This window comes from Nocardioides sp. (assembly GCF_035576065.1).
Classification (GTDB): domain Bacteria; phylum Actinomycetota; class Actinomycetes; order Propionibacteriales; family Nocardioidaceae; genus Nocardioides.
Map to the genome: position 1 here is coordinate 1 of NZ_DATLWX010000048.1, position 25109 is coordinate 25109.

Genomic DNA, 25109 nt, shown 5'->3' on the forward strand with positions numbered 1-25109 from the left:
TCGCAGCCACCCTCAACAAGCGCCCACGCCCTACCCTCGACCTACAGACACCAGCCCAAGCGCTGGCCGAGCTGCTCGCCAACCCGGCAGCGGCATGAACCGTTGCCTAGACCGATTGACCCTGCCCCGTTGCAAAGGCCCGGAAGTGCCGGACTTGGTATAGAAGTACTGCCTACGAGGCCGACTTGCGGCTGACCAGGAGCGAGTGGATCCGTCGGGCCGTTGCGGCGGGGTGCTCAAGATCTGCCCACGAAATGCGAATGCACACCCACCCTGTGGCAGCGCAGATGCGCTCCTCACGAAGTTTCTCACGGCGAAGGTACTGGTCTAACGTCTCCTCGTGACGCCGGAACTTGTCGTACTTGATCCGTCCGTCAAACTCGAGGAAGACACCGTGGTTACGCCACAGAAAATCAACGATGCCCAGAAGATCGCCGAACTCATTGCGAACCTCGACCTGGGGCTCGGCCTTCGGCAGGCGTTGCGCATGGCACAAGTGGTGAACTCGACTCTCAGCCACGCTGGACATGCGGACGTCGGCCAACGAGAGAACGATCCGCGTGGTCAGGCTGTCGGGCCAATGATCGGTCTCCTTGGCCAAGGTGGTGAGCTCACCAACGGTGCTCAGTCCCTTGTGCAGCAGGCCGTTGACCAGCACCAGCCCTACCTCCACCGTGTTGGCCGCCATCACCTCGATGCCCGCCCGGGCTGGAGAAACCACAGGCACGTCGTCCTGCACTCTGGTCTGAGTCTCGGGCAACAGCGAACTGTGGTGCGCCACACCCGCTTCCCGCCGACCGCCGCCGCTGTCATCTGTTCGGGCCAGGTGCGTCTCGGTGAGGTCGACGCCCCACAGCGGGACGTCGTACTCAGCCAACGCAGAGTGGTGGCTCAGGACTGACGTTGGATGCGCGGTCTTGAGTACGGCGCGCGCCCGCACCCGCGACATGGCGACGTCGTCGAGCCCACGGACGAGATCCGCGTCCACGTATGCGCCGTACCGAACCCTGACCAGGATCCCCGCCTTGACCATGCGCCACACGGCACGATCGTTGTATCCCTGCGCGATCAGCTCTCGGCGCAGCAGGATGTCCTGGCGAGTGATCGGAAACTCATCTACCGACATGTCCTAAGGGCTGCCCGTCCGCCCGAATCGCAAACCGACGCGAATGGGGCTGTGGACAACATTCTCGTGCTACTTCATGACGAAGTCCTGCACCTCATGACCTTTGCAAAGGCCACTAAGTGCAGGAGTCCCCGGTTAAGCGGGGACTCCTGCACTCAAGAGGATGCTCCTCACCAGAGGACGCGGAGCGTCCCCGAAAGACCTACCAGGCCTGGAGGGCAGCGGTCCGGCGGGAAGCCTCGGCCATCTCGGCGGCCTTGAGGGCGGTCGTCTCCAGACCACCGTGCTCGGCCCACCACTGCTGGCCGGCGGCGGGGAGGGTGTGGATCGGGTCGTAGTACTCGTAGGTGCGCGAGAGGGCGTCTTCCGAGGTGGCCTCGATGGACGTCTTGTAGTTCTTCGTCCAGTAGGAGATGCCGCGCTCGGTGTCGTAGTCGGCGAGCTGGTGGACCCAGCGCTTGCCGACGAACGGCACGTCGCACACGATGCGCGGCGTGGCGAAGCCCGGCAGGTAACCCATGATGTGGTGCTGCAGCTTCTGCGCCTCGGCGACCGAGACCCGCCAGTGCTCCGAGAACGGGATCATGTCGCACATGTAGAAGTAGTAGGGCATGATCTGCGCGCCGTCGAGCAGGCGGAAGCACAGGTCGAGGAGCGTGTGCGGGTCGGCGTTGACGCCGTTGAGCAGCACACCCTGGTTGCGTACGTCGCGCACGCCGGCGTCGAGCATCGCGCGCGTCGCCTCGGCCACGATCGGGGTCACCGAGTTGGCGTGGTTGGCGTGCGTGTGGATCGCCAGCGAGACGCCGCGCGAGCGCGCCAGGGAGGCGACGCGGGCGACGCCGTCGACGACATCGGGCTGCAGCCAGTGCTGGGGGAGGCCGATCAGGGCCTTGGTGGCCAGCCGGATGTCACGGATGTTCTCCACCTCGAGCACGGACGTCAGGAACGCCTCGAGCCGGGGCCACGGCATGTTGGCGACGTCGCCGCCGGAGACGACCACGTCACGGACCGACGGCGTACGCCGCAGGTAGTCGATCATGTCGCCGAGCCGGTCGTTCGGCTTGCCGGTGAACTTCAACTTGTCGATGACGGCCGTCGAGTTGCCGACGAGGTCCATGCGGGTGCAGTGACCGCAGTACTGCGGGCAGGTCGGCAGGAGCTCCGCGAGCACCTTGGTGGGGTAGCGGTGCGTCAGGCCCTCGGCCACCCACATGTCGTGCTCGTGCAGCGAGTCGCGCGTCGCGTGCGGGTGCGAGGACCACTCGGTCCGTCGGTCGCTGAACACCGGGATCATGTAGTTGCGGATCGGGTCGGCGTAGAACGCCTCGGTCAGCGACCCGGCTCCCGCCGGGGTGACGTCGGGCACCATCGTGTTCATCATCTGCGGGGGGATGAGCATCGACATCGTGGCCCGCTCGGCCTGGTCGCGCTCCAGGTCGGCGTAGAACCGGTCGTCGACGAGGTCCCCGAGGAGCTCGCGGAGCTGCTTGACGTTCTTGACGCAGTGGGCGCGCTGCCACTGCACGGAGGCCCAGTCCTCGGCCGTGGCCGTGGCCCACCCGGGGAAGCGCGTCCAGTCGGGCTCGACGAGCTCGACAGCCTGGTAGGGATAGGGCTGGGGAGAGTCACTGTGCCGACCTGTAGGGGCGACGGTGGTCTCGATGCTCATTGCGGGCTCCATGCGGCTGCGGGCTGGGTGGTCGTGTGAGGAGATCTCTGGGCGCGCCAGTTGTGTGCGACACGTCTCATCTGTCAGAGTACGAGGATATTGTCCGGCAAGTCCAATGACGCGCCGTAATATTTACTGTTCCGGTTCACATCATGCGGAGGATGAACGGTATGGCGCGCGCGTCCACGAGCGATCCCACCGGCCTGCACCGCGTCCTCGACGACGCGCTCGTGCTGCCCCAGGCTGCCCAACGCCTCGACACCCGCGAGGAGCTGTGGCCCGACGAGGTGCGCATCCGGGTGGAGAAGCTCAACCTCGACGCGGCGTCGTTCCGTCAGCTGGAGCGCAAGCACGCCGGTGACGGCGAGCAGGTGCGCGCCGAGGTGCTCGACATCGTCAGCACCCGCGGGAAGATGCAGAACCCGGAGACCGGCTCGGGCGGCATGCTGGTGGGCACGGTCGAGGAGGTCGGTCCCGAATCGACGCTCGGCCTGTCGGTCGGCGACCGGGTCGCCACGCTGGTCAGCCTCACCCTCACCCCGCTCGTCATCCAGGACGGACTCAGCAACTGGGACGGTCGCGGCGAGCAGGTCCCGTGCGACGGATATGCCGTGTTGTTCGGCCGCTCGATCGCGGCCGTGATCCCGGACGACCTCCCGGCAGACCTGAGCCTGTCCGTCATGGACGTCTGTGGCGCCCCCGCACTCACCGCCCGGGTGGTCGCGGACTACGCCGAGCCGACCGTGGCCGTGATCGGCGGCGGCGGCAAGTCGGGTTCGCTGAGCCTGGCCGCCGCCCGTCAGGCCGGCGCGGGGCGCCTCATCGGCGTCGTGCCGCACCAGGCCGAGGCAGACCTGCTGCGCGCAACCGGCCTCGCCGACGAGGTGGTCATTGCTGACGCGCGTGACCCGATCGCCCTGCGCGACGCCGTGAAGAAGGCCGGGGGACCGGCGGACGTCACGGTCGTGTGCGTCGACGTCCCGGGCTGTGAGGGCGGAGCCATCCTGGCCACCGCGGAGCAGGGGACGGTCATCTTCTTCTCGATGGCGACCTCGTTCTCGGCGGCCGCACTCGGCGCGGAAGGGCTGGCGGCCGACGTGAAGATGATCGTCGGCAACGGCTACGTCCCGGGTCACGCGGCCTACGCGATGGAGCTGCTCCGCACCAACGAGGGTGTCCGCAACCTCTTCGAGGGGCGTCTGTGATGGCGGGCGGCAAGCTGCAGCTCGACGCGGCACAGATCCGTCAGGCGCGCACCCTCGCACGTCGCGTGGGCAAGCCGATTGTCAACACCGCCAAGAAGCACACCACCGTCTCGGTCGAGCGGGCCACCCTGCGGCTTGCGGGCCTCCAAGGGGCCGACTCGGAGGGGACCCCCTGGGTCAACCGGCTGGCCGACGTGGTGCGTGCTGACGTCGGCCTGGAGCACGGTGTTGCGCTCCCCGTCTGGGACGCCCTGCGACGCGGCGAGGCGGGCGACCTCCTCGAGCTCGCACAGAAGGCGTCCGCCGGCTCCATCACCTTCCGCCTCCCTCAGGACAAGGACGCCGTCCGCGCCAGCGCTGCCGCGCGGACCGCGGTCGGCAAGGGCATCAAGCAGATCGACCGCCGCCGCGTCGAGCGGGAACGGATGATCGCCAAGGTCGGCGACGCGCCGCGCAAGCCGTGGATCTACCTCATCGTCGCCACCGGCGACATCTACGAAGACATCCCACAGGCGCAGGCTGCGGCTCGCGAGGGCGCTGACGTCATCGCGGTGATCCGCAGCACCGGGCAGTCGCTGCTCGACTTCGTGCCCGAGGGCGCCACGCGGGAGGGCTTCGCCGGCACGTACGCCACCCAGGAGAACTTCTGCCTCATGCGGGCCGCTCTCGACGAGACGTCCAGGGAGCTCGGCCGCTACGTGCGGCTGACGAACTACGCCTCTGGCCTGTGCATGCCGGAGATTGCTGCACTGGCCGGACTCGAGCGGCTCGACATGATGCTGAACGACTCGATGTACGGCATCCTCTTCCGCGACATCAACCCGATCCGCACCTTCGTCGACCAGCGCTTCAGCCGGCAGGTGCACGCCCGCGCCGGCATCATCATCAACACCGGCGAGGACAACTACCTCACGACTGCCGATGCGGTCGAGGCGGCCCACACGGTCACGACGAGCCAGCTCCTCAACGAGTACTTCGGCAAGGAAGCCGGCCTCGAGGACTGGCAGCTCGGCCTGGGCCACGCCTTCGAGATCGATCCCGAGGTGCCCGACTCGTTCCGGCTGGAGCTCGCCCACGCGATGCTGGCCCGCGACCTGTTCCCGAAGGCCCCTTTGAAGTGGATGCCGCCCACGCGGCACATGACCGGTGACGTCTTCCGCGGCTACCTCCTCGACGGGTTCTTCAACCTGGTCGGCGCGCTCACCGACCAGAGCATCCTGCTTGTCGGCATGATGACCGAGGCGGTCGTCACTCCCTGGCTCTCCGACCGCGACCTCGCCCTGCAGAACGTCCGCTACGTCATGAACGCCGCCGGCAACCTCCACGAGGACTTCCATCCCGCCCCGGGCGGCTTCATCGTCAACCGCGCCAAGGAGGTGCTGGGCGACTCCATCCAGCTGCTCAGCGACATCGAGAACCACGACAACGGCCTGCTCGACGCGATCGCGGACGGCACCTTCGGGCTGATGAAGCGTCCCGCCGACAAGGGCCGCGGCCTCGACGGTGTGGCGAAGAAGGCTCGCGACTACTACAACCCCGCGACCGAGATCTTGGAGGGCACGTCGTGAGCGAGCCAAGCGAGGAGGGCCACATCATCCGCCCGTACGGCGACACGACCGGCGACGGCATGGTGCAGCTCTCCTTCACGCTGCCCATGGCCAACTCCAAGGTCGCGGAGGGTGCAGCCGCGCAGCTCGCCAACAAGATGGGCATGGACCCGGCGATGGTGGTGCACGCCAAGTCCATGGGCGACAACTTCACGTTCTTCGTCGTCTACGGCCGCGTCAACCACCTGGTCGACACCAGCATCGTGGAGGTCGTCGAGCGCGACTACCCGCTGCTGACGCCCAAGGAGGCCAACGCCGCGATCAAGCGCAGCCTCCGGCGTCGGCTGGTCGTCGTCGGCGGCTGCATCGGCACCGACGCACACACCGTCGGCATCGACGCGATCCTCAACATCAAGGGCTTCGCCGGCGAGAAGGGTCTCGAGTACTACCGCGAGCTCAAGGTCGTGAACCTCGGAGCCCAGGTCTCGGTCCCGGACCTCGTGGAGGCCGCGCGTGCCGAGAAGGCGGACGCGGTCCTGGTCTCCCAGGTCGTCACCCAGCGTGACGCCCACCTCCTCAACACCCGCGAGATGTCAGCTGCGTTCCGTGAGTCCTATTCGGCGGCCGAACGTCCGCTGCTGGTCATCGGTGGACCTCGCTTCGATGAGACGATGGCCGACGAGCTGGGGGTCGACCGGGTCTTCAGCCGGGGCACCACACCCGGTGAGGTCGCCTCCTTCATCGTCCACCGCCTCACGACTGCGCGCACCAACGACAGGACTGCCTCATGACACGCGAGGGTACGACGATCACGCACCGCCGCTACGTGCCGTACAACCACGCGCACTACGCCGGCAACCTCGTGGACGGCGCCTACTCGCTGGGCCTGTTCGGCGACGTGGCGACCGAGATGTGCATCCAGCTGGACGGCGACGAGGGGCTCTTCGCCTCCTACTCCGACGTGCAGTTCACGGCTCCCGTGCACGCCGGGGACGTCCTGGAGATCACGGCGACCCTCGTCAAGGAGGGCACCCGGAGCCGGGTGATGGACTTCGTGGTGAGCGTCGTCGCGCGGGGCGCTGCGACTGTCGAGGCACCCGGGGCTGCTGTCCTGATGACACCGCCCGTCGTGGCCACCACCGCCACTGGCACGGTCGTCGTCCCCCCTCGCTAGCAGCTCGTCCGGAGGTCCAGACCTGCGTCCGGCGTGTCTCGCGCCGACACGCCGGAGCGCGAGCAAAATCGGGACCAGAGTTCTCGCCGGGCCCATGTCGCTGACCTGCGATTTCGCGTGTTCTCGCAGGTCAGCGCCCGGTTGACAGTCCGCCCGAGGCGAGCGAAGGTTCCGTGTCCGCCCACGCAGATCGTGGCCAGCGGACCGACGTCCGAGTGGCCGGAGCGGAAGATGTGAAGCCAGCATCTGAGCCGAACCTGTTCACGGAGGTCGGTCTCGCGCCACGAGGACGGACACGGGAGGGGCGCACGCTCCGTAGACAACTTCCTGCGGTCCTCAGCCAGAGGTCAATGGGTTGGTCCGAAGGGCGTGTGCACCTCCCGTCCAACTGCGCCTGTGGTGCGGATGGATAGCGTGTGGCCGTGGTCCTCCGCTGCCTTGCTGCTGCCGTCGGCGGTCTGCTGCTGTCGTTGGGCTTCGCGCCGATCGGTCTGTCGCCCGCGCTGCCGCTCGGCGTGGCAGTGCTGCTGCTGAGCGTGCACGGCTGCCGGCTCACCCGGGCCTGGCTGCCGGGCTGGTTGTTCGGTCTCGCGTTCTTCGGGGCCCATCTGTGGTGGCTGCGGGCCGTCGGGACAGACGCGTGGGCGACGTTGTCGTTGGCGCAGTCGGTCTACTTCGTGCCACTGGGTGTGGTCTGCGCTGCTGTGGCACGACTGCGCTGGTGGCCGCTCTGGAGCGCGTGCGCCTGGGTGGCGGTCGAGACGTGGCGAGGGTCCTGGCCGTTCGGTGGTCTCACGTGGGGTCGTCTGTCGTACGGCACGGCCGACACCATGTGGGCCTCGGCCCTGCCGTGGCTCGGGATGAGCGGGGTGAGCCTGCTCATCGCACTCACCGGCGCCACCCTGGCCTGGTTGGTGACCAGCAGGTTGCGGCGGCCACTGGCGGCCGGGGTCGCCGTGGCCGGCCTGGTCGCGGTGACCGCCCTGCCGGTCCTCTTCTCCTACGAGATGACGCGCGGCCGGACGCTGTCAGTGGCAGCCGTCCAGGCCGACGTCCCGGGCGAGGGCACCGACGTCGTGGGCAACTACCGCGAGATCACCCGATCCTTCTCCGAGGCCACCGTCGAGCTTGCGGAGTCAGACACGGACGTCGACCTGGTCGTGTGGTCGGAGAACTCCACGGCTGTCGATCCCTTCACCGACTCCGAGACCGGACAGGCGATCGAACGCGCGTCACAGGCGATCCAGGTGCCGATCCTGGTGGGGGCGATGGTCGACTCGCCCCGCGAGAAGGAGGTGCTCAACCAAGGCATCGTCTGGCAGCCGGACCTGGGCGGAGGCGACCGTTACACCAAGCGTCACCCTGTGGCGTACGGCGAATACATCCCGTTCCGGGGCTCGATCATCCCCGACACCTACGGTCAGCTGGACCTGATCGGGCGCGACATGGCCCGCGGAACCAGCGTCGAGCCCCTGCGGATCGCGGGTGCCCTGGTGGCCGACGCCATCTGCTTCGACGTGTCCTACGACGACGTCATCCACGGCCAGGTCGCCCAAGGCGGACAGCTGATCACCGTCCAGACCAGCAACGCCCTCTTCATCAACACCGCCCAGATCGACCAGCAGTTCGAGATCAGCAGGCTGCGGGCCCTCGAGACCGGACGGTACGTCGTCGTGGCGGCCATCAACGGCGTCTCGGGGATCATCGCTCCCGACGGCGAGGTCATGGAGGTGGCGGACCCCCGCAGCCGGGCGGTCCTGGTCGGCGACGTCACGCTGGCCGACGGGTCCACCCCCGCGGTCGTTCTGGGACCGTGGACCGGCCGCATGGTGGTCCTCGTCACCGTTCTCGCCTCGGGGGGTGCCCTCATCACGTATCGTCGTCGGGCACGACATGATGACACCGGCATGATCCCCGGACGCGAGCAGCGTCTGCAGCCGAGCGAGAACGGATGAGGAACCACCCGTGAGCACAGCCGAACTGGGCCGGGTCGTGATGGTGGTCCCCACCTACAACGAGGCGATGAACCTCGAGCTGATCGTCGGCCGCCTGCGCCGGGCACATCCGGACGTGGACGTGCTGGTGGTCGACGACAACTCGCCTGACGGCACGGGTGACCTTGCGGACCGGATCGCTGCCGGCGACGCGCAGGTCCAAGTCCTGCACCGGACGGTCAAGGCCGGCCTCGGTGCCGCCTACGTCCACGGCTTCACCGTCGCGCTGGGGCAGGGCTATGACGTCATCGGCGAGATGGACGCCGACGGGTCGCACCAGCCGGAGCAGCTCCACCGGCTGCTGAGCGCACTCGGGCGCGCCGACCTGGTGATCGGGTCCCGCTACGTCCCCGGAGGAAGGGTCGTCAACTGGTCGCGCCACCGCGAGCTGCTCTCGCGCGGCGGCAACCTCTACGTCCGCCTGCTTCTCGGAATGGGCGTCAAGGACGCCACTGCGGGGTTTCGCGTCTTCCGCCGAGCCACCCTGGAGAAGATCGACCTCGCGACCGTGATCTCCACCGGTTACGTCTTCCAGACCGACATGGCCTACCGAGCGATCACAGCAGGGCTGCGGGTCGTCGAGGTGCCGATCGAGTTCGTCGAGCGCGAGCGTGGGGACTCCAAGATGAGCGGTCAGGTCGCGACCGAGTCGCTCAAGCGGATCACCACGTGGGGGCTGCGCGAGCGCCGCAAGCAGCTCCGCGGCGCCATGCACAGGCGGAGGCACACCACGTGAGCCGGCGCAGGTTCCCGGTCTGGCTGCTACTGGTGGCCTTCGTCGTCGTGCCCCTGCTGGAGATCTTCGTGCTGATCCAGGTCGGCCAGGTGATCGGTGCCTGGTGGACGATCCTGCTTCTCGTCGCCGACAGCATCCTGGGCACCTGGCTGATCCGCCGTGAGGGTGGCCGCGCCTGGACGGCGCTCCGCACCGCCCTCGGCACCGGCGCCATGCCGGCCCGGGAGCTGGCCGATGGGGCGTTGATCCTGGTGGGCGGCACCCTCATGCTCAGCCCCGGGTTCGTCACCGACCTGTTGGGCATCGCCCTGATCCTGCCCATGACCAGACCGCTGGCCCGCCGGGCGTTGACGCGGGTGGTGGCTCGCCGCCTGATGGGCAGCGGCATGGCGGCGTACGCGCCACGGACCGGGCCCGGCGGTGGCGTCCGCGACGCCGGCGGAAATGCACGACGCCCCCACCCGGACCCGGGTGGGTCCGTCGTGGAGGGCGAAGTGGTCGAGTAGGGCCGTGCTGGCCTGCTAGGAGACCTTGCGCTTCTTGGCGTTGGCGCGGTGCAGGTGCGCCGGGCCGATCTCGCCGCCGCGCAGCAGGTCGAGGCGTTCCTTCAGGATGTCCTCGAGCTCTTGGGTCGAGCGCCGCTCCAGGAGCATGTCCCAGTGGGTACGCGCGGGCTTCTCGACCTTCTCCTCCGGCAGGATGCCGGCGGTGCTGAGTGCCTTTGCCCCACAGCGCGGGCACTCCCAGTTGGCCGGGACGTCCGCCTCGACCGACATCGTGATCTCGAACTCGTGGCCGTTCTCGCAGCGATATCCCGACTGCTGCCGGGCTGCGAACTCGATGCCGCGCTCGTCTTCGAAGCTCTGGCCGCCGAGCCGTGCGCCGCGTAGTGTGCGCTCCGCCATTGTGCCACCTCCACAGTGTGCTGACTGTCCGTCCGGTTGGGTGAACGAACGGTACTGAGACGCACGGATCGGGTTGTCCTGACGCCGATCGAGCAGGCGCTTCACGTCTCGATTCGTTCAACGTTAGCGCTGTCGCAAAGGTTACGGGGAATCACGACGGTTGACGCCACCTGTTGGGGTGCACCGGGGCGGAGGCTCAGATGACCTCAGGCACGGCGTTGCCGGCCTCCCGGATGCCGCGCTCGGTGTCGACGCGGGTGAGCAGGAGACCACCGACCACGAAGAAGAAGATCAACGCGAAGAGCGCCGGTCGGTAGGAGTCGGTGATGGCCAGCACGATGGCGAACGTCGCCGTCCCGAACCACGAGGTCCCGCGGTCCATCGCGTGGTAGAAGCTGAAGTACTCAGCCTCCTTGCCCCGGGGGATCAGCAGCGAGAAGTATGACCGGGCCAAGGCCTGCGTGCCGCCCAGCACGACGCCGATGGCGGCGCCCATGATGAGGAACAGCGGCACGTTCTTCTCCGGTAGGAACAACCCCACCGTGACGATCACCATCCAGATGACCAGACCCATCAGGATGGTCCTCTTGGCGCCCTGGCGAGCCGCCAGGCGTCCGAAGAGCAGCGCCCCGAAGAAGGCCACGAACTGCACCATCAAGATGGTGGCGATCAGGATCTCCTGCGGGTGGCCGAGCTCCTCTGCGCCGAACACCGAGGCAGAGGCGATGACTGTCTGGATCCCGTCGTTGAAGAACAGGTAGGCCAGCAGGAAGGTCAGCGCCATCGGGTAGTTCTTCATGTCCTTCAAGGTGCTCGCCAGCTGGCCGAAGCTCCGCGCCAGCGCGTTGCCTTCGACCGGCGCGACCTCGATAGGTGGGTAGTTGCTGAGCTTGAGGAACGGGATCAGCGTGAACCCGGCCCACCACAGCGCGGCCGAGAGCATGCACAACCGAGCGGCGAGACCCTCGTCCAGGCCGATCGCGTCACGTCCGAGGTAGACGGCCAGGTTGAGCACCAGCAGCAGGCCGCCGCCGAGGTAGCCGAAGGCCCAGCCACGCGAGGAGACGCGATCGCGGTTGGCCTCGTCGCTGATCAGCGGGAGGATCGAGTCGTTGATGACACCCGCGGCGCCGAAGCAGAGGTTGCCCATGACGATCCCGACAGCGGCCAGCGGCCAGTTGTCGCCGGTGGCGAAGAAGATCAGTGAGGCGAAGGCAGCACCGGTCCAGGCGAAGAACGCGAGCAGGCCCTTCTTGTTGGCGGTCCGGTCCACGTACGCGCCCAGCGGCGGGAGCAGGATGGCCGAGAGGATCGTCGAGACGGTGATGAGCCAGAAGAACAGCGAACCAGGGGGCATGCTGAACGGGCCCACGTCGAAGCGCCCGTTCTCGCCAACGGCGTTCTCGGCGAGGCTGATGAAGTACGGGCCGAAGAAGACGGTGGCGATCGTCGTCGTGTAGGCGCTGTTGGCCCAGTCGTACCAGTACCAGGCCTTCTGATCCTTCTCGTGTTCGAGCGGCCTGAGGTCGGCGACACCGCCGGGTGCGTGGCTCATGATGGTCCCTCCCATTGGCCGCGGGATCGCAGCACGTCGCTGAGTATGTCGGTGCGATCGGTCACAAGGCCATCGACACCACGATCGAGCAGCACTGACATCTCTGCCGGATCGTCGATGGTCCACACGTGGACCTGGAGTCCGTTGGCGTGCGCGCGGCGGATGACTCCAGGCGACGCCACGGTCAGCCGGCCCTGACGGTGGGGAATCTGCAGCGCGTCGGGCCTGCCCGGCGTCAGCATCCGCGCCAGGCGGGCGGTGGGGGACAGCACGTAGGCAGCCACTTCGAACGGGTGCGCGGACGTCGCGACCCGGCCCTCGGTCAGGCGCCGGAACGTGGAGAGACGACGGGCCGAGAAGGAGCCCACGAGCACCCGGTCCCACGCGTCGTGGACCGAGATGAAGTCCGCCAGCGCCGGCACGGACCCCTCCGACTTGATGTCGATGTTGAAGCGCGCCTTCGGGAACTCCTCGAAGAGCTGCGTGAGTGTCGGCACCCGCTCGCGGCCACCGATGAGGGCGGCCTGCACATCGGCGTACGACGTGCTGGAGATGCTGCCGGTGCGATCAGTGACCCGGTCCAGCACCTCGTCGTGGAAGGCGAGCAGCATGCCGTCGCTGGTGACGTGGACATCGGTCTCGAGGTAGACGTATCCCAGGTCCACGGCATGACGGAAGGCCGCCATCGTGTTCTCCAACCCCTCGAGCTCGGGGTGGAACGCGCCGCCGCGGTGCGCGAAGGCCAGCACGCCCGGGTGGTCGAGGTAGACGCGAGTCACCCGAGCAGTATGGCGGGGCTCAGGCGACTTCAGGTGAGCGCCGCCACATGAAAGGAGTAGTAGTCGTGACTCTTGACAGACCGGAGCGCTCCAGGATCGGCCGCGACATCGGCGTGCAGTCGGACTGGAGATGGCGAACGCCACGGTCCAGGGCTGACTGGGCGCGGGCGCTCACCAGGGCGCGGTAGATGCCCCGACCGCGCCACGCCTCGATCGTGGCGCCGCCCCACAGTCCGGCGAAGTCAGTGCCCGGCACCACCTCGAGCCGACCTGCACAGACGACGTCCCCTTCCGCTTCAGCGATCCATGCCTCGGTCAGGCGCTCGTGCTGAGTCAGGCTTGCGATCAGGGAGGCTGCCGACGGGCCGTCGCCGAACGCGGCCAGCTGCATGGCAGTCATGCGGTGCACGTCCTCGGTGAAGGTGGAGGCCTCCGGATCGAGCCGGCGCAGCATCACCTCAGCCGGGATGTCGACGGGCACCGCCAGCGCGGACGCCTCGCCGACCATCACGGTCTCCTCGGGATCGGCGGTGAAGCCGGCTGCGAGGAGATGTTCGCGGAGGTCGGCCGGCGCATCGTGCCCACGGCTCTTCCACTCGAACTCGTCGAGGTCCGTCTCGTCTCGGAAGTACGCCACCGTGCGCAGGATCAGATCATCGAGCGTCGTCCCCGTCAACCCGTCCAGGTCGCGGTAGGTGACGAAGCCACCCCAGTCGAACCGCGCGCGGACCAGCGGCCCGTCGGACGTGACGTCGGTGGCGGTGAGCACCTCCGCCTCGCGGCGCAGCTGGGCGTCGTACGCCTCGAGAAGAGTCACCGGCTCTGGAGTCACGCTCCCCATTCTTCATGAGGGTTGGAGGGCAAGGGAACACCTTTTCCCATGAGGCCTGCTCCATTCAGCCTGCCCCGCCCGCCGCCCCACTACCGGAATCGCTCTCCAATGCGCGGCGCGCCATCAGTCCGAGGCCGATCAGCACCGATGCATCGTCCGGGCCAGTCGTCTCAGTGATCTCGATGGTCCCGCTCGTCCGCACCAAGCCACCGAGCTTCAAGCACACCGCCGCTGTGCCGTCAGTGTCGATCCAGCAATAGCGACGCGCGAGCACCCCGATGACCTTGAGCCGGTAGCGCCGGCCGTTGACCTCGGCGTCCACTCTGCCCGTGATGCCCGTCTGGCGGAACTCGCCGACACCGCTGCCGTCGACTGCTTCGGCACGCACGCTGCGTCCAAGGAGGCCCAGCGTCGTGAAGGTCAACCGCTGATGTCCCAGGTCCAGCTGGGCCGAGCGCTTGAGAAGACCCCTGAACGAGAACGTGCCGTCGGGTGTGCCTTCCTCGAGCAGACTCAGCGATGAGTCGATCAGAGCCGGTTGGGTCACAGCAATGGTGCGCATCATCGTCCGCCCTTCTCAGATGCCTCGGTTGAATCGGTCGGGGATTCGACGATCTCGCGCAGCGTGTTGAGGTGATCGTGGAAGGCGGTACGACCTTCGGGTGTGAGGCTGAGCCAGGTGCGGGGCCACTTGCCGACGTGGCCCTTGCGGATTGCGATGTAACCGGCCTGTTCGAGGGTCGAGGCCTGGCGGGACAGGAGCGAGTCGCTGATCTGGAGGGTGTCGCGGAGGAACCGGAACTCCAATTCATCGGCTTGGGCCAGGCCGGCGAGTAGGGAGAAGCGAACGGGCTGGTGCACCAGGTCGTCGAGGCGCACCCGGGGGTGCGCGGTCATACGGTGCGCCGGAGCTGCTGGGCCCACAGCAGGAACGGCACGGCGCCCACGATGCCCCCGAGGGTGAAGGAGAAGCCGATGGTGCCGTCGAGCAGGTTCCCGAGGAGGAACAGGGCGGCGGCGCTCCAGAGCCCGAGCGCCCACTCCAGCCAGTTCGGGGTGCTCCGCGTCCGCACCTGCAGGTACCTACGCAGGTAGGGGACGTTGGTGCCCACCGCAACGGCGAGGGCAACCACTACGAGAGCTGCTCCCACCATGCTGGCCACCCCGCCGGCGGCGTTGAGATCGACGGCCACCCCGACCAGCAGGATCGTGAGACCCATCCCGACGTACAGCGGATGCTCCTGCGGGCACCGGGCTCGCACAGCGGTCCCGATCTCTCCTGCGTCTTTCAGCATGGCTTCGGCATCCTGCTTCGTCGGTTCCATCGCCCGCCCGGTTCTCTCGTTCAAGTAGTTGTCAACATGGAAAGTACATTCTCAGGAATGTGCTGTCAACGGTCTGGGCGGCACCGAGACCAAGAGCCTGTGCCGCGGGCATACCGACGCAGACGGTCAACATGAGATGGAGGTGATCCACAGCCATCTCGTGGATGGACATCCCCGCATTCAGGCCGGCAGGGGAGTACGCCGACTCGCTGGAGCTGAGCCAGGCGCCGTTGGACTGCTTGGCGCCGCTCAGATGTCGCGGAACGTCTCGATGTTGGCGCCGAGCTGGTTGAGCCGCTCGGCGAGGTCCTCGTAGCCACGGTGGATGACATAGGTCGAACGCAGGACCGAGGTGCCCTTGGAGGCGAGCATCGCGAGCAGGATGACCACGGCGGGACGCAGGGCCGGCGGGCAGACGATCTCGGCCCCTGACCAGTGCGTCGGGCCCTCGATCATGACCCGGTGCGGGTCGAGCAGCTTCACCGAGGCGCCGAGCTTGCTGAGCTCGGTGAGGTAGATCGCGCGGTTCTCATAGACCCAGTCGTGGAGCAAGGTCTGTCCATCGGCCACCGCGGCGATCACCGCAAAGAACGGGAGGTTGTCCAGGTTGAGGCCCGGGAAGGGCATCGGGTGGATCTTGTCGAGCGGTGCGGTCAGGTCGCTGGGGTGCGTGGTGATGTTGACGAGGCGGGTGGCGCCGTTTGCCGCGACGTATTCCTCGGTGAGGGAATAGCGAAAGCCCATCTCCTCGAGGATGGCGAGCTCAAGCTCGAGGAACTCGATCGGCACCCGCTCGATGGTGATCGAGGACCTGGTCACGATCGCGGCCGCCAGCAGGGACATCGCCTCGATCGGGTCCTCGGACGGGGAGTAGTCGACGTCGACGTCGATCGACTCGCAGCCGGTGACGCGCAGGGTGGTGCTGCCGATCCCGTCGATCTCGACACCGAGCTTCTGCAGGTAGAAGCAGAGGTCCTGGACCATGTAGTTGGACGAGGCATTGCGGATGACGGTGGTGCCCGGGTGGAGGGCCGCGGCCATGAGCGCGGTCTCGGTGCCGGTGTCGCTGCGCTCGGTCAGCACGATCGGGCGTTCCGGCTCGATCGCCCGGTTGACGGTGGCGTGGTAGTGCCCCTCCGACGCCTTGACCTCGAGGCCGAACGGTCGCAGGGCCGCCATCAACGGCTGGATCGTGCGGATGCCCAGGTTGCAGCCGCCGGCGTAGGGGAGGTCGAAGGAGTCGCTGCGGTGCAGAAGCGGGCCGAGGAACATGATCACCGAGCGGGTCCGGCGGGCCGCCTCCTCGTCGATGTTGGCGAGGTCGAGCTCTGCCGGCGGGACGATCTCGAGGTCGTTCTGCTCGTTGAGCCAGCGCGTCTGGACGCCGAGGGAGGCCAGCACCTCGAGGAGGCGGTTGACCTCCTCGATCCGAGCGACCTTGCGCAGCGTCGTGGTGCCACGGTTGAGGAGGGACGCGCAGAGGAGCGCGACACCCGCGTTCTTGGAGGTCTTGACCGCGATGGAGCCCGACAGGGTGGTCGGTCCGTTGACCCGCAGGTGCGTCGGGCCGGCCCCCAGCGCCACGATCTCGGAGTCGAGTGCGGCACCGATCCGGGCCAGCATCTCGAGGGAGAGGTTCTGGTGGCCCTTCTCGATCCGGTTGATGGCGCTCTGACTGGTGGCCAGCAGCTCAGCAAGCTGGTGCTGGGTCAGGCCACGGTGCTTGCGGGCGTCCCGGATGAGGTTGCCGATGCGTCCCTTGTAGTCCGTCTGCATGCGGAGAACGTTATCTCAGATATGAGATACGACAAGAACGAGTCACCCCGTTGGGTCGGCACGCACCTGCCGCGGGCGAGGCGACCGTGCAAGGATCCCAGCATGCGCGCAACCACCATCCATGCCCCCGGCGACATCCGCGTCGAGGAGGTCCCCGATCCCACCATCACCAAGCCGACGGACGCCATCGTCAAGGTCACGGCCGGCTGCATCTGCGGTTCCGACCTGTGGCCCTACCGCGGCCACAACGACATCACGCCGGGAGACACCATCGGCCACGAGTGCATCGGTGTCGTGGAGGAGGTGGGGTCTGAGGTCACCGACTTCAAGGCCGGCGACTTCGTCATCGTGCCCTTCGACCACTGCGACAACACGTGCGCCCACTGCCTCAACGGCATGCAGGCCGGGTGCGTCAACCTGGGCTTCACCATCAGCGGGCAGGCCGAGTACGCCCTGGTCACCCAGGCCAACGGGTCGATGGTCAAGACCGACGGCATGCCCGACGCGGCCCTGCTGCCCTCGCTGCTGGCGCTCTCCGACGTGATGGCCACCGGCTGGCACGCTGCGGTGGCCGCCGGCGTCAAGCCCGGCAGCACGGCAGTGGTGGTCGGGGACGGCGCGGTCGGGCTGTGCGGGGTGCTGGCGGCAGCCCAGATGGGTGCCGAGCGTGTCATCGCGATGTCGCGGCACGAGTCCCGCCAGGCCATCGCCCGCACCTTCGGCGCCACCCACATCGTGGCCGAGCGCGGCAAGGAGGGCGCCGCCCGGGTTGCCGAGATCACCGACGGCATCGGCGCGGACGCGGTGCTGGAGTGCGTCGGCACCGACGACGCGATCAAGACGGCCTTCGCCGTCGCCCGTCCGGGTGCAACGGTGGGCTTCGTCGGCGTCCCGCACGACGTGGAGCTGCCCGTGCGGAGGATGTTCCAGAAGAACGTCGGTCTGGCCGGGGGTATGGCGCCCGTGCGCAAGTACCTCCCCGAGCTGCTCGAGCTGACTCTCTCGGGGGCGATCAACCCCGGACTCGTGTTCGACCTGACCCTGCCGCTCGACCAGACGCCCGACGGCTACCGCGCGATGGACGAGCGCCGGGCGATCAAGGTGCTCATCCAACCGTGAACGGGTTGCGACTGGGTCCGCTGCTGAGGTACGTCGACGACACGTCCGCGTCAGTGTGGGTCGAGACCGAGGCGACGGCCACGGTCAGGGTGGCCAGGGGCGCGGTCACTGCGACCGCGCGGACCTTCGCCGTGCACGACCACCACTACGCGCTCGTGGAGCTGCATGGACTCGAGCCGGGGTCCCGGGCGGACTACACCGTCTCCATCGACGGGGAGCAGGTCTGGCCCGAGGACGACGCCGCGACGTCCGTCATCGCGACCCTCAAGCCCGGCAAGCCCCTGCGGATGGCGTTCGGCTCGTGCCGGACGAGCGTGGGTCATGACGCCGCCGGGGTCAAGAGCCATGGGGTGGATGCGCTCCGCAGCTATGCGCTGCGGATGTCGGACGCGGTCCCGGTCGGAGCCGAGCACCAGGAGGACCGAGACCTGACCGACCCACGATGGCCCGACCTGTTGCTCCTGCTCGGCGACCAGGTCTACGCGGACGAGACGACCAAGGAGATGCGCGAATTCATCGCCGCCCGCCGGGACATCGAGGAGCCGCCGTGGGAGGAGCTCAAGGACTTCGGGGAGTACGCCCACCTCTACTCCCTCGCCTGGTCCGACACCACCAACCGGTGGCTGCTGTCGACGCTGCCGAGCGCGATGATGTTCGACGACCACGACATCCGCGACGACTGGAACACCTCCCAGGCGTGGCGTGACGAGATGCAGGCCACGTCGTGGTGGCACGGCCGCATCGTGTCCGGCCTGGCGTCGTACTGGGTCTACCAGCACCTGGGCAACCTCTCGCCGACCGAGCGCCGGGAGGACGAGATCTATCGGCTGGTCCTGGCCCACGAGGGGCCCGACGAGCTGGATCTGAGCGACGTCCTGGACGCGTTCGCCGACCGGGTGGACCGCGAGCCCGCGAGCTATCGCTGGTCCTACTGCCGCGACTTCGACACCCAGGCCCGCCTGGTCGTGGTCGACTCCCGCGCGGCGCGTGTCCTCGAGCCGTCGCAGCGGGCACTGCTCGACCCCGACGAGCTGGCCTGGCTCGACGAGCGGATGCGCGGCGACGTGGACCACCTCCTGATCGGGACCTCGCTGCCCTTCATGCTGGCGAGGGGCCTGCACCACGTCGAATCCTTCAGCGAGGCGCTGGCCGAGGGGACATGGGGACCGCGCGGCGCCAAGATGGGCGAGAAGCTGCGGCAGACCGTGGACCTCGAGCATTGGGCGGCCTTCCAGAAGTCTTTCGCTGCAGTGTCCGACATGGCCATCGAGGTGGCCTCCGGGAAGCGGGGCCGGCCCCCGGTGAGCGTCACCTTCCTCGGCGGGGACGTCCACCACAGTTACGTCAGCGAGGCCCGGCTCTCGCGGCGTCGCGCGCGCGCGGGCGACCCGCTCCGGAGCGCCGTCCTGCAGGCAGTGTGCTCGCCCATCCGCAACCCGCTCTCACCCAGGATGCGGTTCGTGACGGCAGCGCTCTCCTACGGCGTCGCCGGTCCGTTGGGCCGCATCGTGTCCAAGTCGACAAAGGTGCCCGACGGACCGCTGAGATGGACGTACGCCAAGGGGCCGTGGTTCGACAACAACCTCGCGTGCCTCGAGCTCGAGCCGGCCGGCGTGCGCATGTGGTGGGTCAAGGGCGAGGTGGTCGACGACCCGAGCCTGCCTCAGCTCGTGAAGGTGGCCGACTACCGGCTCGGCGACTAGCGCGAGCTGCCGACCAGGACGCGGCCGTGGACGCAGGCACACGTGTCGGAGCAGGGGAGGTAGGTGTGCTGTCCGTGTCCGCAGCCGGCGCACGGACGATCGTGCGAGAGGCGACTGGTGTCGGTGACGACGGTGTCCCACATGATATTTCCACGCTTCCTCGGTTGGTTGAATACCTACAGTGACACCGTCTCGGGCTGGCCGTGGCCGAACCGGCCGGCCCCGGTGTCATCGAGCCCCCCCCAACCACCCGATCTGACTAGACCACGTGACCGACCGGCCGATCCGGTCTCTGCGGGACGCGCGCTTCGCCCATCTGCGAAGGTGAACGCATGTCCTCCACCGTCCTGGTCACCGGAGCCACCGGCTTCGTCGGTCGCCGTCTCGTGCCTGCCCTCCTCGAGCAGGGTCATCTCGTCCGCGCCATGACCCGCAACCCCGGGTCCTACAGCGGCCCGGCGGATCCCGTCCGTGGTGACGTGTCGGACCGTTCGTCGCTTGCCGACGCGCTGGCAGGGGTGGACGTGGCGATCTACCTCGTCCACTCGCTCGACCATGCCGACTTCGAGCAACGCGACCGCGAAGGCGCAGGCAACTTCAGTGCGGCGGCCGCGTCGGCCGGCGTGTCCCAGATCGTCTACCTCGGCGGCCTTGGCTCCGAGGACCAGGACCTGTCGGCGCATCTCCGCTCCCGGCGCGAGGTCGAGGAGCTGCTCGCCGCAGACGGTGTGCCCGTCACCACCCTGCGTGCCGCCATCGTCGTGGGGCACGGCGGGATCTCGTGGGAGATCACCCGCCAGCTGGTCAAGAACCTGCCCGCGATGGTCGTCCCGACGTGGGTCAACACCCGCACCCAGCCCATCGCCCTGGACGACGTGGTGCGCTACCTGGCCGGCGTCGTCGACAACGACCGCGCCCTCGGGCGTACCTTCGAGATCGGCGGCCCCGAGTCGATGACATACCTCGAGATGCTGCAGAAGGCAGCCGTGGTGTCCGGGACGGCCGCGCTGCCGATCGTGCAGGTCCCGGTGATGACGCCCCGCCTGTCGTCGTACTGGCTTGCCCTCGTCACCGACGTCGATGTCACGACCGGTCGCAACCTGATCGACTCCATGGCGACCGAGGTGATCGTCACCGACACCTCCATCCACGAGGTCGTGCCCGGGGAGCCGATGTCGTACGCCGAAGCGGTCCGCGCCGCCCTGAAGGAACGCGCCGCAGACGACCGTTGAACGAAGCCTCACTCCCAGCTGGGGCCGGTGCCGCCGACTCGCTCCTGCAGCTGGGCGGAGACGAAGGCCGCGTTGGCGCGCAGCACCTCCAGCGGAACTGTCGGCAGGTTCTCCTCCCAGTCGAGGAGTGGCGACCCACGCAGCTGCAGCATCCGGTCGGGACGGCCGAAGAAGAACAGGTGCAGGTGGGCCCCGCCGTCGCCGTACTTCGCCAGCTGCATGCGTCCGACGCTGGGCAGCTCCTCAATCGCGGCCGAGAGGGCGACGACCAGCTGGCCCATCTCCGCGGTGAGGTGGTCGGGCACGGTGGTGAGGTCGCAGTGCTCGCGGGGCATCAGGTTGCAGGTGAAGGGGAGCCGCATGTGCTGATCGAGGGTGACAAGCCAGCGTTCGTTGCTCCACAGGATGTTGTCGGCGATGCGCCCGGGGAGCTCCTCGGCGGCACACCAGCACTCCGACGGGTCCTCGCCCCGACGAGCAGGCTCCTCGTCCGCCAGCGGCTGCAGCGGCTTGATCCGCAGCGAGTCGAGCTCGAAAGGGAAGATGTCCCACCCCGGCATCTCTTCGACGGCGACGGCCAGGCGCCCCTCGTCATCGGTCGCTGCCATCACGCGGGCATGGAACTCGTCGGCGGTCTCGAGAACATCGCGGTCTGTCATGCGGACCATCCAAGCAGTCACTGGACCCCTCGCGCGGGCCAGGAGGGGATCCGGCGAACACCGACCGCGTCACCGTGCCGCTATCGTGCCGAGTCCGTCCAGGACCGTCATCGTCGAGAGGTTTGCCGTGTCGATTGCCCTGTGCATCACCATCGGGCTCGCTGCCGGGCTGCTGTCGCTCTGGCTGGACCGCAGGTGGGGCTGGAAGGCGGGATTCGCCGCGGCGGTGGCCTTCACAGCCGTCGTGCTGGCCGGAGCAGCTGCCACGGACCTGGCGCTGCGGCAGAGCGCTGCCGCCCTGGTCGCCTCGAGCGTTCCGAACCTCGTCGCTGGTGCAGTCACGGGTCTGCAGAGGCGCTCCGCCACCTGAACACGAGTGCAGGCAGCTCTGACCTCCGGACCCAGGCGCAAGCCGGTGCACCCGCGTCTCGATCGTGACCCGTGGCGGCGGACGACGCGCGCGGCGTCGTGGCACGATCGTGTCGTGCGGGTTGCCTCGGCTGTGTTCCTCTCGGCGCTTCTCGTGCTGCCGCTCGGTTGCGACGCCGGGCCGGACCCGGCCGAGCCGGAGCCGGTCGCCCCGGACTGGCAGGCGGTGACGCTGCCTGGTCCTCGCGGCCTGCCGGGAGAGATCGCTGTGCGGGACGCAGTGCGCTGCGGGGGAGCGTGGACGGCCGTGGGCGGCGTACAGCTGGCGGAACCGCTGGAGACGCGGGACGCGCGCCCTGCAGCCTGGCGGTCCCAGGACGGCGTGGCCTGGACGGCCCTCGACGTGACAGCGACGACCTATTGGGGTCGGCGAGCCGTCCTGTCCACCGTCGCCTGCGCCGACGGGCAGGTCGTGGCGGTGGGGGCGAGGTCGGGGGGAGCACACGGCAACCCACGCGTCACCACGTTCTTCGAGAAGAACGGCGGACTGGACGACCAGCGTGCTGCCTTCAACCTGTATGGCGGCGCCACGGCCACCAACGTGGGGCCGATCACCGGTGCCGAGCCGGGCTGGCTGATCACCGGCAACCGGATCAGCGGCCCGGCCGTCTGGCACTCCTCGGACGGGCGCGACTTCACGATCGAGGAGGACGTGCCAGGTCTCGCTGACGAGGAGGGCTTCAGCTCCCTGGCCCAGGCTGCGGTGTGGGACGGCGCGGGCTGGGTGGTGGTCGGCGGGGGGAATGCGCGGTCCACGCTGGACCGGGAGCCGCTCGTGTGGATGTCGCCGGACGCCACGACGTGGGAACGCATGGAGGTGCCCGGCAGCGAGGAGTTCGACGACCTCGAACGGGTGGTGACGGTCGACGACGACCTGGTCGCCCTGGGCCTGCGAGGTGACGCCTTCGGGGCCTGGCGCCGCGATGACGGCGGCTGGAGCATGGGGGACACCTTCGGCTCGCTGCCCGACGAGGCGAGGAGCAGCCCCTTCGTGTCGTCGCTGGTCGCCAGCGCGGAGGGGCTGTGGGCCGCCACGAGCGACGGGGTCAGCTATGCCGTATGGCACAGCGCCGACGGCGACGTGTGGGCCCCCGTCGAGGCTCCGTTCACACCGGTGGAGACGGGCGGCGAACGCATCGTCACGGTGGCGGCAGACGACGACACGGTCCTGCTCCTGGCCGACGACGGGTTCGGTGGTGGGCTCTGGAGGGTCACGGAATAGCGCGGCTCCTGCGTTGTTGAAAGTTGCATGAAGAACATCGGCTTCCTGTCGTTCGGTCATTGGAACCCGTCACCCCACTCGATGGCGCGGACCGCAGCCGACGTGCTGCACCAGTCGATCGACCTCGCGGTCGCGGCCGAGGAGCTGGGGGCTGACGGCGCGTACTTCCGCGTCCATCACTTCGCCCGCCAGCTCGCGTCGCCCTTCCCGCTCCTCGCGGCTGTCGGCGCCCGCACGTCCCGGATCGAGATCGGCACCGGGGTGATCGACATGCGCTACGAGAACCCCTTCTACATGGCCGAGGACGCCGGCTCCGCCGACCTGATCGCGGATGGGCGACTGCAGCTCGGGATCAGCCGCGGGTCACCGGAGCAGGTGATCGAGGGCTACCGCTACTTCGGCCACCACCCGGCGGAGGGCAGCGACCACGCTGCGATGGCACGCGAGCGCACTGCGACGTTCCTCCGGTTGTTGGAGGGGGAAGGGTTCGCCGAACCCAACCCACGGCCGATGTTCCCGAACCCGCCGGGCCTGCTGCGGCTCGAGCCGCACTCCCCGGGGCTGCGCGAGCGCATCTGGTGGGGTGCCGCCACCCGTGCCACCGCCGAGTGGACAGCTGAGCAGGGCATGAACCTGATGAGCTCGACCCTGCTCACCGAGGACACGGGTGTGCCGTTCCACCAGCTGCAGGCCGAGCAGATCGAGCGATTCCGGAGCGCGTGGAAGGCGGCTGGGCACGAGCGTGGACCCCGGGTCTCGGTGAGTCGCAGCATCATGCCGCTGGTCACCGAGATGGACCACGCCTACTTCGGCAACGAGCGCCGCAGCACCGACCAGGTCGGCATCTTGGATGGCGGCAGGGCACGGTTCGGCAAGACGTACGCCGCCGAGCCGGACGTCCTCGTCAAGGAGCTCGCCCAGGACGAGGCCATCGCGGCGGCCGACACCTTGCTGCTGACGGTCCCCAACCAGCTGGGGGTCGACTACAACGCGCAGCTCATCGAGAGCCTGCTCACCCACGTGGCTCCCGAGCTCGGCTGGCGTTGACCCTCAGAGCGACCGCAGCCCGGCGGTGATCGCGACCGCGACCGCTACGCACAGCACCAGTGAGTGGCGGCGCCAGAGCAGGACTGCAGCCACCGCCACCCCGACGGTGTGGGCACCGATCGACCAGGACCGGCCACTCGCGAACGCCGAGGTGACGACCAGCGCGCAGAGCAGGCTCGGAGCCAGCAGCAGGACGACCCGGTCGAACCACGGGGGAAGGACCCGGCCGCCCAGGAGCACCGGCCCGCAGGCCTTGATGAGGACGGTGAGGACGGCAGCGCCCCCGATGAGCAGCCAGACCTCGTTGTACGACAGCGTCATGGGTCCCTCCGCACGAGACCGACGAGCGCGACCGCGCTGGCGGCCAGGATCGGCACACCGGGCGGCGTGATCGGCACCAGCGCAAGCGCGAGGAGACCACCGGCGGCTGCCACCGGGCGCAGGGCGGGGTCGCGCAGCTCGGCGATGAGGAGGGAGAGGAAGAACACCGGATAGATGGCGTCGAGACCAAGCCGGTGCGTGTCACCGAGCGCGTCTCCGAAGACCGCGCCGGCGATGGCACCGGTGGTCCAGGTGACGTACTGGGGCAGCGTCGTGCCGAACATCAACCAGCGGTCGAAGGTGCCGTCCCCACGGCTGGACAGGGCCCACGAGGTGTCGACGCTGGCCTGGGCCTGGGCCGCCCGTTTCAGGGCACCGCCCGGGAGGGACGGCGCGAGCGCCATACCCATGGCAAGAAATCGTGAGTGCATCAGGCCCGCCGCGATCAGGGCCGCAGGGATTCCGCCGCCTGCGCTCACCACCGACAGCATCGCGAACTGCGCGGACCCGGCGAACATGATGGCCGCGGTGACGATGGCCTGAGCCGTGCTGAACCCCGCCTGCTTCGCCAGCACGCTGAACGACAGACTGATCAGGAACCCGACCATGCCGAACGGGACTCCCAGGCGCAGTCCACGGCGAAACGACGCCCAGTGGTCGTCGGCGGGGCCTTCGTCCCCCCTGCCCGGCGTCGTCACGGCTGCAGTCTAGGAACTCGCGGCGGCCCTGACTCGTTGCCCCCATGCCGCCC

26 protein-coding genes are annotated in these 25109 nt (G+C 68.5%); 13 read left to right on the forward strand and 13 right to left on the reverse strand.

Going from position 1 to position 25109, the window contains the following annotated elements; all coding sequences use genetic code 11:
• Nucleotides 1-172: 172 nt before the first annotated feature.
• The gene (locus VNJ48_RS22000) at nt 173-1126 is read right to left on the reverse strand and encodes a type IV toxin-antitoxin system AbiEi family antitoxin domain-containing protein (protein ID WP_325605935.1); all 954 of its coding nucleotides are present in this window, start codon (nt 1124-1126) and stop codon (nt 173-175) included.
• 202 nt (nt 1127-1328) lie between these two features.
• A complete protein-coding gene (locus VNJ48_RS22005; protein ID WP_325605936.1) occupies nt 1329-2798 on the reverse strand; it encodes a lysine 2,3-aminomutase in 1470 nt (489 codons plus the stop codon).
• Between the two features lie 170 nt (nt 2799-2968).
• Here VNJ48_RS22005 and VNJ48_RS22010 point away from each other — a divergent pair, with 170 nt between their 5' ends.
• The 7 genes from VNJ48_RS22010 to VNJ48_RS22040 all read left to right on the forward strand — a co-directional run bounded on the left by VNJ48_RS22010 (nt 2969) and on the right by VNJ48_RS22040 (nt 9960).
• A complete protein-coding gene (locus VNJ48_RS22010) occupies nt 2969-4003 on the forward strand; it encodes an L-erythro-3,5-diaminohexanoate dehydrogenase (protein WP_325605937.1) in 1035 nt (344 codons plus the stop codon).
• The gene (locus VNJ48_RS22015) at nt 4003-5571 is read left to right on the forward strand and encodes a lysine 5,6-aminomutase subunit alpha (protein ID WP_325605938.1); all 1569 of its coding nucleotides are present in this window, start codon (nt 4003-4005) and stop codon (nt 5569-5571) included. Before VNJ48_RS22010 ends, VNJ48_RS22015 begins: the two co-directional genes overlap by 1 nt.
• Nucleotides 5568-6341, forward strand: coding sequence for an OAM dimerization domain-containing protein (locus tag VNJ48_RS22020; protein WP_325605939.1), 774 nt, complete (start codon nt 5568-5570; stop codon nt 6339-6341). Before VNJ48_RS22015 ends, VNJ48_RS22020 begins: the two co-directional genes overlap by 4 nt.
• Complete coding sequence (locus VNJ48_RS22025) at nt 6338-6724, forward strand: hotdog domain-containing protein (protein WP_325605940.1); 387 nt, start codon at nt 6338-6340, stop codon at nt 6722-6724. Before VNJ48_RS22020 ends, VNJ48_RS22025 begins: the two co-directional genes overlap by 4 nt.
• Nucleotides 6725-7146: 422 nt before the next feature.
• Nucleotides 7147-8679: an apolipoprotein N-acyltransferase gene (gene lnt, locus VNJ48_RS22030; RefSeq protein WP_325605941.1), complete on the forward strand. Its 1533-nt coding sequence runs from the start codon at nt 7147-7149 to the stop codon at nt 8677-8679.
• A 10-nt stretch (nt 8680-8689) separates the two neighbouring features.
• Nucleotides 8690-9454, forward strand: a complete 765-nt coding sequence (locus VNJ48_RS22035) for a polyprenol monophosphomannose synthase (RefSeq protein WP_414689975.1) — start codon at nt 8690-8692, stop codon at nt 9452-9454.
• Nucleotides 9451-9960, forward strand: coding sequence for an FxsA family protein (locus VNJ48_RS22040; protein ID WP_325605942.1), 510 nt, complete (start codon nt 9451-9453; stop codon nt 9958-9960). The genes VNJ48_RS22035 and VNJ48_RS22040 overlap by 4 nt, the downstream gene beginning before the upstream one ends.
• Before the next feature lie 15 nt (nt 9961-9975).
• Here VNJ48_RS22040 and VNJ48_RS22045 read toward each other — a convergent pair whose 3' ends face one another.
• The 8 genes from VNJ48_RS22045 to VNJ48_RS22080 all read right to left on the reverse strand — a co-directional run bounded on the left by VNJ48_RS22045 (nt 9976) and on the right by VNJ48_RS22080 (nt 16626).
• On the reverse strand, nt 9976-10359 hold the full coding sequence (locus VNJ48_RS22045; RefSeq protein ID WP_325605943.1) for an RNA polymerase-binding protein RbpA: 384 nt from the start codon (nt 10357-10359) through the stop codon (nt 9976-9978).
• Between the two features lie 196 nt (nt 10360-10555).
• Entirely contained in the window at nt 10556-11914 is a 1359-nt protein-coding gene (locus VNJ48_RS22050) for an MFS transporter (RefSeq protein ID WP_325605944.1), read from the reverse strand.
• Complete coding sequence (locus VNJ48_RS22055; protein ID WP_325605945.1) at nt 11911-12693, reverse strand: glycerophosphodiester phosphodiesterase; 783 nt, start codon at nt 12691-12693, stop codon at nt 11911-11913. The genes VNJ48_RS22050 and VNJ48_RS22055 overlap by 4 nt, the downstream gene beginning before the upstream one ends.
• A 19-nt stretch (nt 12694-12712) precedes the next feature.
• Nucleotides 12713-13534, reverse strand: coding sequence for a GNAT family N-acetyltransferase (locus VNJ48_RS22060; RefSeq protein ID WP_414689976.1), 822 nt, complete (start codon nt 13532-13534; stop codon nt 12713-12715).
• Nucleotides 13535-13589: 55 nt separating this feature from the next.
• Complete coding sequence (locus VNJ48_RS22065; protein WP_325605947.1) at nt 13590-14090, reverse strand: hypothetical protein; 501 nt, start codon at nt 14088-14090, stop codon at nt 13590-13592.
• On the reverse strand, nt 14087-14422 hold the full coding sequence (locus VNJ48_RS22070; RefSeq protein WP_325605948.1) for a transcriptional regulator: 336 nt from the start codon (nt 14420-14422) through the stop codon (nt 14087-14089). Before VNJ48_RS22070 ends, VNJ48_RS22065 begins: the two co-directional genes overlap by 4 nt.
• Nucleotides 14419-14820, reverse strand: a complete 402-nt coding sequence (locus VNJ48_RS22075) for a hypothetical protein (RefSeq protein WP_325605949.1) — start codon at nt 14818-14820, stop codon at nt 14419-14421. Before VNJ48_RS22075 ends, VNJ48_RS22070 begins: the two co-directional genes overlap by 4 nt.
• A gap of 279 nt (nt 14821-15099) precedes the next feature.
• Nucleotides 15100-16626, reverse strand: a complete 1527-nt coding sequence (locus tag VNJ48_RS22080) for a UDP-N-acetylglucosamine 1-carboxyvinyltransferase (RefSeq protein ID WP_325605950.1) — start codon at nt 16624-16626, stop codon at nt 15100-15102.
• A 102-nt stretch (nt 16627-16728) separates the two neighbouring features.
• On the opposite strand from VNJ48_RS22080, the gene VNJ48_RS22085 reads away from it, so the two are divergent.
• The 3 genes from VNJ48_RS22085 (at nt 16729) to VNJ48_RS22095 (ending at nt 20680) form a co-directional block, all read left to right on the forward strand.
• The gene (locus VNJ48_RS22085; RefSeq protein WP_325605951.1) at nt 16729-17745 is read left to right on the forward strand and encodes a zinc-dependent alcohol dehydrogenase family protein; all 1017 of its coding nucleotides are present in this window, start codon (nt 16729-16731) and stop codon (nt 17743-17745) included.
• Complete coding sequence (locus tag VNJ48_RS22090; RefSeq protein ID WP_325605952.1) at nt 17742-19448, forward strand: alkaline phosphatase D family protein; 1707 nt, start codon at nt 17742-17744, stop codon at nt 19446-19448. Before VNJ48_RS22085 ends, VNJ48_RS22090 begins: the two co-directional genes overlap by 4 nt.
• 332 nt (nt 19449-19780) lie before the next feature.
• The gene (locus tag VNJ48_RS22095) at nt 19781-20680 is read left to right on the forward strand and encodes an NAD(P)H-binding protein (protein WP_325605953.1); all 900 of its coding nucleotides are present in this window, start codon (nt 19781-19783) and stop codon (nt 20678-20680) included.
• Between the two features lie 8 nt (nt 20681-20688).
• On the opposite strand, the gene VNJ48_RS22100 is transcribed toward VNJ48_RS22095, so the two are convergent.
• The gene (locus tag VNJ48_RS22100) at nt 20689-21339 is read right to left on the reverse strand and encodes a hypothetical protein (protein WP_325605954.1); all 651 of its coding nucleotides are present in this window, start codon (nt 21337-21339) and stop codon (nt 20689-20691) included.
• An 85-nt stretch (nt 21340-21424) separates the two neighbouring features.
• Here VNJ48_RS22100 and VNJ48_RS22105 point away from each other — a divergent pair, with 85 nt between their 5' ends.
• The 3 genes from VNJ48_RS22105 (at nt 21425) to VNJ48_RS22115 (ending at nt 24037) form a co-directional block, all read left to right on the forward strand.
• Complete coding sequence (locus tag VNJ48_RS22105) at nt 21425-21709, forward strand: hypothetical protein (RefSeq protein WP_325605955.1); 285 nt, start codon at nt 21425-21427, stop codon at nt 21707-21709.
• 114 nt (nt 21710-21823) lie between these two features.
• Nucleotides 21824-22990 carry a hypothetical protein gene (locus VNJ48_RS22110; RefSeq protein WP_325605956.1) on the forward strand — a complete coding sequence of 389 codons (1167 nt, stop codon included), beginning with the start codon at nt 21824-21826 and terminating at the stop codon, nt 22988-22990.
• 27 nt (nt 22991-23017) lie between these two features.
• Nucleotides 23018-24037, forward strand: coding sequence for an LLM class flavin-dependent oxidoreductase (locus VNJ48_RS22115; protein ID WP_325605957.1), 1020 nt, complete (start codon nt 23018-23020; stop codon nt 24035-24037).
• A 3-nt stretch (nt 24038-24040) separates the two neighbouring features.
• On the opposite strand, the gene VNJ48_RS22120 is transcribed toward VNJ48_RS22115, so the two are convergent.
• Both VNJ48_RS22120 and VNJ48_RS22125 read right to left on the reverse strand, forming a co-directional pair.
• Nucleotides 24041-24358 (reverse strand): AzlD domain-containing protein, encoded by a 318-nt coding sequence (locus VNJ48_RS22120; protein ID WP_325605958.1) that lies wholly within the window; start codon nt 24356-24358, stop codon nt 24041-24043.
• A complete protein-coding gene (locus tag VNJ48_RS22125) occupies nt 24355-25056 on the reverse strand; it encodes an AzlC family ABC transporter permease (RefSeq protein ID WP_325605959.1) in 702 nt (233 codons plus the stop codon). The genes VNJ48_RS22120 and VNJ48_RS22125 overlap by 4 nt, the downstream gene beginning before the upstream one ends.
• Nucleotides 25057-25109 lie beyond the last annotated feature (53 nt).

Excerpts from the sequence above, each read along its gene's own strand:
- VNJ48_RS22000 (WP_325605935.1), bottom strand. The coding sequence starts at position 1,126 with ATGTCGGTAGATGAGTTTCCGATCACTCGCCAGGACATCCTGCTGCGC.
- VNJ48_RS22005 (WP_325605936.1), bottom strand. The coding sequence starts at position 2,798 with ATGAGCATCGAGACCACCGTCGCCCCTACAGGTCGGCACAGTGACTCT.
- VNJ48_RS22010 (WP_325605937.1), top strand. The coding sequence starts at position 2,969 with ATGGCGCGCGCGTCCACGAGCGATCCCACCGGCCTGCACCGCGTCCTC.
- VNJ48_RS22015 (WP_325605938.1), top strand. The coding sequence starts at position 4,003 with ATGGCGGGCGGCAAGCTGCAGCTCGACGCGGCACAGATCCGTCAGGCG.
- VNJ48_RS22025 (WP_325605940.1), top strand. The coding sequence starts at position 6,338 with ATGACACGCGAGGGTACGACGATCACGCACCGCCGCTACGTGCCGTAC.
- VNJ48_RS22045 (WP_325605943.1), bottom strand. The coding sequence starts at position 10,359 with ATGGCGGAGCGCACACTACGCGGCGCACGGCTCGGCGGCCAGAGCTTC.
- VNJ48_RS22050 (WP_325605944.1), bottom strand. The coding sequence starts at position 11,914 with ATGAGCCACGCACCCGGCGGTGTCGCCGACCTCAGGCCGCTCGAACAC.
- VNJ48_RS22060 (WP_414689976.1), bottom strand. The coding sequence starts at position 13,534 with ATGGGGAGCGTGACTCCAGAGCCGGTGACTCTTCTCGAGGCGTACGAC.
- VNJ48_RS22065 (WP_325605947.1), bottom strand. The coding sequence starts at position 14,090 with ATGATGCGCACCATTGCTGTGACCCAACCGGCTCTGATCGACTCATCG.
- VNJ48_RS22070 (WP_325605948.1), bottom strand. The coding sequence starts at position 14,422 with ATGACCGCGCACCCCCGGGTGCGCCTCGACGACCTGGTGCACCAGCCC.
- VNJ48_RS22075 (WP_325605949.1), bottom strand. The coding sequence starts at position 14,820 with ATGCTGAAAGACGCAGGAGAGATCGGGACCGCTGTGCGAGCCCGGTGC.
- VNJ48_RS22080 (WP_325605950.1), bottom strand. The coding sequence starts at position 16,626 with ATGCAGACGGACTACAAGGGACGCATCGGCAACCTCATCCGGGACGCC.
- VNJ48_RS22085 (WP_325605951.1), top strand. The coding sequence starts at position 16,729 with ATGCGCGCAACCACCATCCATGCCCCCGGCGACATCCGCGTCGAGGAG.
- VNJ48_RS22095 (WP_325605953.1), top strand. The coding sequence starts at position 19,781 with ATGTCCTCCACCGTCCTGGTCACCGGAGCCACCGGCTTCGTCGGTCGC.
- VNJ48_RS22100 (WP_325605954.1), bottom strand. The coding sequence starts at position 21,339 with ATGACAGACCGCGATGTTCTCGAGACCGCCGACGAGTTCCATGCCCGC.
- VNJ48_RS22115 (WP_325605957.1), top strand. The coding sequence starts at position 23,018 with ATGAAGAACATCGGCTTCCTGTCGTTCGGTCATTGGAACCCGTCACCC.
- VNJ48_RS22120 (WP_325605958.1), bottom strand. The coding sequence starts at position 24,358 with ATGACGCTGTCGTACAACGAGGTCTGGCTGCTCATCGGGGGCGCTGCC.